This is a genomic window from Moorena sp. SIO4E2 (assembly GCF_010671945.1).
Taxonomy (GTDB): domain Bacteria; phylum Cyanobacteriota; class Cyanobacteriia; order Cyanobacteriales; family Coleofasciculaceae; genus Moorena; species Moorena producens.
The window spans coordinates 1-5,345 of the sequence record NZ_JAAHIE010000489.1; the positions used below are offsets into that span (position 1 = coordinate 1).

Sequence of the window (5,345 nt, forward strand, 5' to 3'; positions counted from 1 at the left end):
GGGCGATTTAGATGGTGTTAATTACGAGGACATGACTTACGAAGGTTACGCTCCTTGCGGTATCGCGTTGTTGGTTGAATGCAGCTCTGACAACACCAATTTGGTAGCCTTTTAGACCAATTTGTTCAATTAGCCAACCAGCAGCATAGGGGTCAGGGTTGCGGAAGACACTGCCACAACTAGGTAGGTGGTAAGGTTGGGTAGTATGTCGTTTTGACAAATGCTGCGATGTCAGTGAGCGCACCTGTTTTGGTTCAGCACCCGGTTTTAACTGAAATGTGGCCTGGGTGACTATGCGATCGCTACCTTGAAGGATTGAGGTGCGATAGCTAAAGCCTAGGTCTTGGCTAGTGAGTTGCGCCATTGAGCCATCAGGGGATAGAACATCTGTATGAAACAGAAGATCAGCTGTGGAACTTTTGTGGGCACCAGCATTCATGACCACAGCACCACCAACGGTTCCAGGTATGCCCACAGCCCACTCTAGCCCTTCCCAGCCTCGTTTGGCAGCCTGCCATGCCAGACGGGCAATCGGTACACCAGCACTGGCGGTAATTCTCCCTGTATCTGCATCAAAGTGAGTATGGCGCAGATAGCGAGTACAAATTACCAAACCCGGTAAACCGATATCGCTGACTAGAAGGTTGGAACCCGCCCCTAACAGGGTTAGGGGTAATTTTTGGTAGTGAGCCCACTGGAAACTAGCTTGTAGGTCTTCTAGGCTCCGAGGGGCGACGTACCACTGAGCGGGACCTCCCACACGAAATGAGGTGAGTTTGGCTAAGGATACCTGGGACTGAAGTGGACAATTGGTTCCTGGAATATACAACTGTAACTGGGAAGGAGTTTTTTTCTGGGTTAGCACGCTAGTTATCATCAGGAAAATCAGGGTAGAGAGTCGGATCTACACACAATGAAAATAATGCCGATCGGTTTTTGGCAGTCACATTGGCTAGAATTGCTAGGGGGTAGAGTACCCAGAGGAGTTCGTGGAAAGTTGATTCACGAGTATAGTAGAGGCTTGAGATCATACTGACCTTCTGAGGTAGGTCTATAGTTACGATTCCCTAGCTTGATTGACAATTATTGATGCTTTGGGGCTAAATCTTGCTTAACTAAGCCATTGTCAGGCTGTTGGTAAAACCCCATAACCTTAGGAATAATCTGATTCAGATTACCGGCTCCCAAGAATAGGGCTAAGTCCCCGGGACAGAGAATTTGGTTGAGAAACTCTACCACTGATTCGAGAGTTGGTTTGTAATGCACATCCTTATGGTTAGATGCGATCGCCTGATAAAGGTTTTCCCCACTAATTTCTCCTAAATCTGGTTCCCCAGCACTGTAGATATCACTGATAACCACCAAGTCAGCGTTACTAAAGGAAACACTAAACTCGGGGAGAAACCTCAGGGTACGACTATATCGGTGAGGTTGGAAAATTGCAATTATTCGCTGGTCAGCGTTGACCTGAATTCTTGCGGCAGCTAGGGTTGCCTGAATTTCACTGGGGTGGTGAGCATAGTCATCCACAAAACTAATATCATTGCACTTGCCCCGCAGCTCAAATCGGCGTTTTGCTCCCTCAAAGCTAGCGATCCCGGAGGCAATTGCCTCAAACTCTAACCCCAAATTTCGTGCTACTGCTACTGCGGCTAGGGCATTGCTGAGATTATGTTTGCCCAGCAATTTCAGCTCCAACCGACCTAAAACCTGATTGCCCTCCCAAACTCTGGCGGTAGTGCCATTAGCTTCATAAGTTACATCATCAACGCTATAGTCTGCCCCCATATCCCGCCGTAGACTATAGCTGATATTCGGTTTTAGTTGCGATCGCACTGTCTCGCAATCAATACATCCCACTAAATTTTTACAGCGCTTCGCGAACGTCTGGAATATTTCAACAACCTCCTCTAACTTCTGGTAATGGTCTGGATGATCCAGCTCAATATTGGTTACTACACCAATCTCGGCGGAGAGCTTAACCAATGAACCATCGGATTCATCAGCCTCAGCAACCAGTAATGGTCCATTTCCCAGCCTGGCATTACCACCGATAGCATCCACCTCACCACCGATAATCATGGTGGGGTCACAACCCGCTTGCCACAGTAGATAACCGATCAAACTACTGGTTGTAGTTTTCCCATGAGTCCCAGCGACTGCTATACTGTAATAGTCTTCAATCAACGCCGCTAGTAAATCTGAGCGATGGAAAATCGGGCAACCTAGCTTTAAAGCTGCCTGATACTCAGAGTTTAATGGGTTAATTGCTGTGGAACAGATAACTTGAGGCAATCCTAAACAGGGGTCAGCTACAGATATAGTCGGACTTGATTGTGATATTTCTGTGAGCGCCTTTGGGTTCAAACTCGTGCTAACCGTTTTAGCTGCTACGTCCTCACAAGCTGGTGCGTTCCTGGATTGGAAAAATTCTAAGTTGGCAGCACACTGCTGTCTGAAGATCTGAGCACCTACTGCTTGCAAACGTTGCGTGATATGGGTTGTCCGAGTATCTGAGCCAGATACTCGGAATTGGCGTTTGGCTAGGATGTAGGCAAGAGCTGACATCCCAATTCCGCCAATACCAATGAAATGAAATGGTTTATTACTGAAATCAACAGTCTTTGGCATTTTAACTCCTTACACACCACACCGCACACGCCTAATTTGCCAATAACACGCGCTATCATATCAGGAAAAATACATATCCAGGAATAATTTTTGGTAAATAAGTACATCTGTACTGTCAAACCGGGGAATAATACCTTAAGTTTGATAACGTAACTGTTACATAACTGATTTTTGAGTACCTAGATTGTCGTATATATTACACGTCAACAAGAGTTCTCAATCCGGAAAAACGTCCCAAGACCCATAAACACCCATAAAATAGCACTAGAACAGAGCTAGTGGTGATTTTTGGGTTTATCCGTATGACTCCCAACCATGAGGGTTAGGACTTACATACCAAACTAATCGGTTGAGACTGGTTAGGGGAGAGGGGCTTTGGGAGCGACTGCATTCAGACATGGCGTGAGTAAAATCAGGTTGCCGAGGCAATATTGAGATCTGTCAGATCTGTGCCATCCCCAGAGGAGACTCTGCTCCCAAAACCTCCAGCTTTGGAGATAAGTATACCCATCTGGCTTCAAAACGAGTACATCACACCACATTAATTCAGTAAAAGTTTCAAATTGTTTCAACCTTTGCGATATTATTAGAATCATTAAGAAAATATTTACTTTGAATTACAGAGGGCAAGAAGCAGTGATTAGAGTAGCGATCAATGGTTTTGGACGCATCGGACGCAACTTTATGAGATGCTGGCTGACTCGGGAGAATAGCCAGTTAGAGATAGTGGGAATCAATGATACCTCTGATCCCAAGACAAATGCCCATCTGCTCAAATACGACTCAATGCTGGGCAAACTTGATGCAGATATCAGTTGTGATCAAAATTCCATCACAGCTAATGGAAAAACTGTCAAGTGTGTATCCGACCGGAACCCCTTGAACTTGCCCTGGGACTCTTGGGGTGTTGACCTAGTTATCGAAGCCACTGGTGTCTTCCGAGATCAGGATGGAGCTGGCAAGCATATAGCTGCTGGTGCTAAGAAAGTGCTAATCACTGCTCCTGGCCAAGGCGACGTCCCCACCTATGTCATGGGTGTTAATCACGAAGACTACACCGACGAAGGAAATAACGTGATTAGCAATGCTAGCTGTACTACCAACTGTCTAGCTCCCTTTGCCAAAGTACTGCATGAGCAGTTTGGCATTATCAAAGGGACAATGACCACAACCCACAGCTACACGGGGGACCAGCGGCTTCTTGATGCGAGCCACCGGGATGTACGTCGGGCTCGGGCAGCAGCGCTCAACATTGTCCCTACCTCTACTGGTGCGGCCAAAGCGGTAGCCCTAGTGATTCCTGAACTGAAAGGGAAACTCAATGGTATTGCTCTGCGGGTGCCAACTCCTAATGTGTCTATCGTTGACTTGGTGGTTCAAGTGGAGAAAAGTACCATTGCTGAGCAGGTCAATCAAGTGCTCAAAGAAGCAGCTGAAGGCCCACTCAAGGGAATTTTGGCTTACGGCGACGAACCTCTTGTTTCCTGTGATTACAGGGGTCATGATGCTTCCTCAATTGTGGATTCTAGCTTAACTATGGTCATGGGTGGCGATATGGTTAAGGTAGTTGCCTGGTATGACAATGAGTGGGGTTACTCTCAGCGGGTTGTAGATTTGGCTGAGTTAGTTGCCCAAAAATGGTCGAATTAGTTGTGAGAGCCTAGTTCGTAAAGCAAGAGTCTGGGGAAGAGTGTTCATTCGTTAGGGTTCATTGTTTATTGAACCAAGACGTTTAACCTATTCCCCTCTCTCGCTCTAATTTATTGAATTTTGAAACACCCCTGCTCCCTTAACCGTTTCAATCACCTTCTTTGAAGGAGGGGAGAGGTCAATAAACCGTTAATAACCATCATCTAGAGTCTTTGTGTAGCTCGACGAGCTAAAGCCATAATTTTTGGTCTGCCAACATTTTGGGAAAACCCTAATCCTAAACGAAAGATTTCTGAAACGTAATACTTATCGCCGTCAGCGATAATGACTCCATTTTCTTTAAGGAGGCTAATGTCTTCTGGAGATAAGTCAATATTTTCTAGTTGAAAAGGGCTTTTTTTCTGATCTGCTGATAATGGACGTAATTTATTAAATACTCTTTTTAACGGTTCATTTTCTAGCTCTATTTCTGTAATTTTTTCTTGGCTGCATTCATCCAAACAACCTCGAATTGCTTTGGGAACTAGAATTCGGTCTTGCCAATAATCATCATCAATGGATTGTCCTGCCGCAATTTTAAGAAAACGCACGACATCCCTAGACTGAATTTGTCCATTGTAGTCAGATAATGCGGCAATGACAAACGGAGCAGAACGTGCTTGTCTAGAGCGATCGTTTCCTAGGTTTTTGCCCCACAAGGGTCTTAGACTTTCCGTCAGTTCTGCTTCATTCATATCTTGAAGCTCGGCTGGATTTAAGTTTAACGAAATATTAGCTTTATCGGCAACCCAAGCAACTAATCTCAATACGCTTTCTTCATTCCACCTTAACCTATAAGGCTGATAGCGAGATTTCATTTGACCATAATTTTGACGGACAGAAGCAGTTAAAATATCTTGTCTGACAAAAATAATAATTCCTAAACAACGAAAGGGTTGTTGTTCCAGCCATTGAGGAACATCTTGCAATAACGCTCGTAAAGCAGTTTGTTGATCTTCATTCTGAGCAAATTCTTGAAATAAGTCTTCCAATCCGTCAATTACAGCTACTATCTTTTGTTTTTT

General features: G+C 45.0%; 3 protein-coding genes and 2 pseudogenes. 2 read left to right on the top strand and 3 right to left on the bottom strand.

All coding sequences use genetic code 11. From position 1 onward, the window contains the following. The first annotated feature begins 31 nt into the window (after nucleotides 1-31). Nucleotides 32-115, top strand: a complete 84-nt coding sequence (locus F6K37_RS44965) for a YebC/PmpR family DNA-binding transcriptional regulator (RefSeq protein ID WP_353838706.1) — start codon at nucleotides 32-34, stop codon at nucleotides 113-115. Here the strand turns inward: F6K37_RS44965 and murB are convergent. Both murB and murC read right to left on the bottom strand, forming a co-directional pair. Beyond that, nucleotides 80-877: pseudogene (murB, locus tag F6K37_RS31210) on the bottom strand (UDP-N-acetylmuramate dehydrogenase); the annotation flags it as partial. The gene F6K37_RS44965 and the pseudogene murB overlap by 36 nt on opposite strands. A gap of 206 nt (nucleotides 878-1,083) precedes the next feature. Next, nucleotides 1,084-2,631, bottom strand: coding sequence for a UDP-N-acetylmuramate--L-alanine ligase (gene murC / locus F6K37_RS31215; RefSeq protein WP_287254427.1), 1,548 nt, complete (start codon nucleotides 2,629-2,631; stop codon nucleotides 1,084-1,086). 636 nt (nucleotides 2,632-3,267) lie between these two features. Here murC and F6K37_RS31220 point away from each other — a divergent pair. Then, nucleotides 3,268-4,281: a type I glyceraldehyde-3-phosphate dehydrogenase gene (locus F6K37_RS31220; RefSeq protein ID WP_044492436.1), complete on the top strand. Its 1,014-nt coding sequence runs from the start codon at nucleotides 3,268-3,270 to the stop codon at nucleotides 4,279-4,281. A gap of 203 nt (nucleotides 4,282-4,484) precedes the next feature. On the opposite strand, the pseudogene F6K37_RS31225 reads toward F6K37_RS31220, so the two are convergent. Continuing rightward, nucleotides 4,485-5,345 (bottom strand): annotated as a pseudogene (locus F6K37_RS31225) (ParA family protein); the annotation flags it as partial.

Coding starts and splice junctions, on each gene's coding strand:
- F6K37_RS44965 (WP_353838706.1), top strand. CDS start 32: ATGACTTACGAAGGTTACGCTCCTTGCGGTATCGCGTTGTTGGTTGAA.
- murC (WP_287254427.1), bottom strand. CDS start 2,631: ATGCCAAAGACTGTTGATTTCAGTAATAAACCATTTCATTTCATTGGT.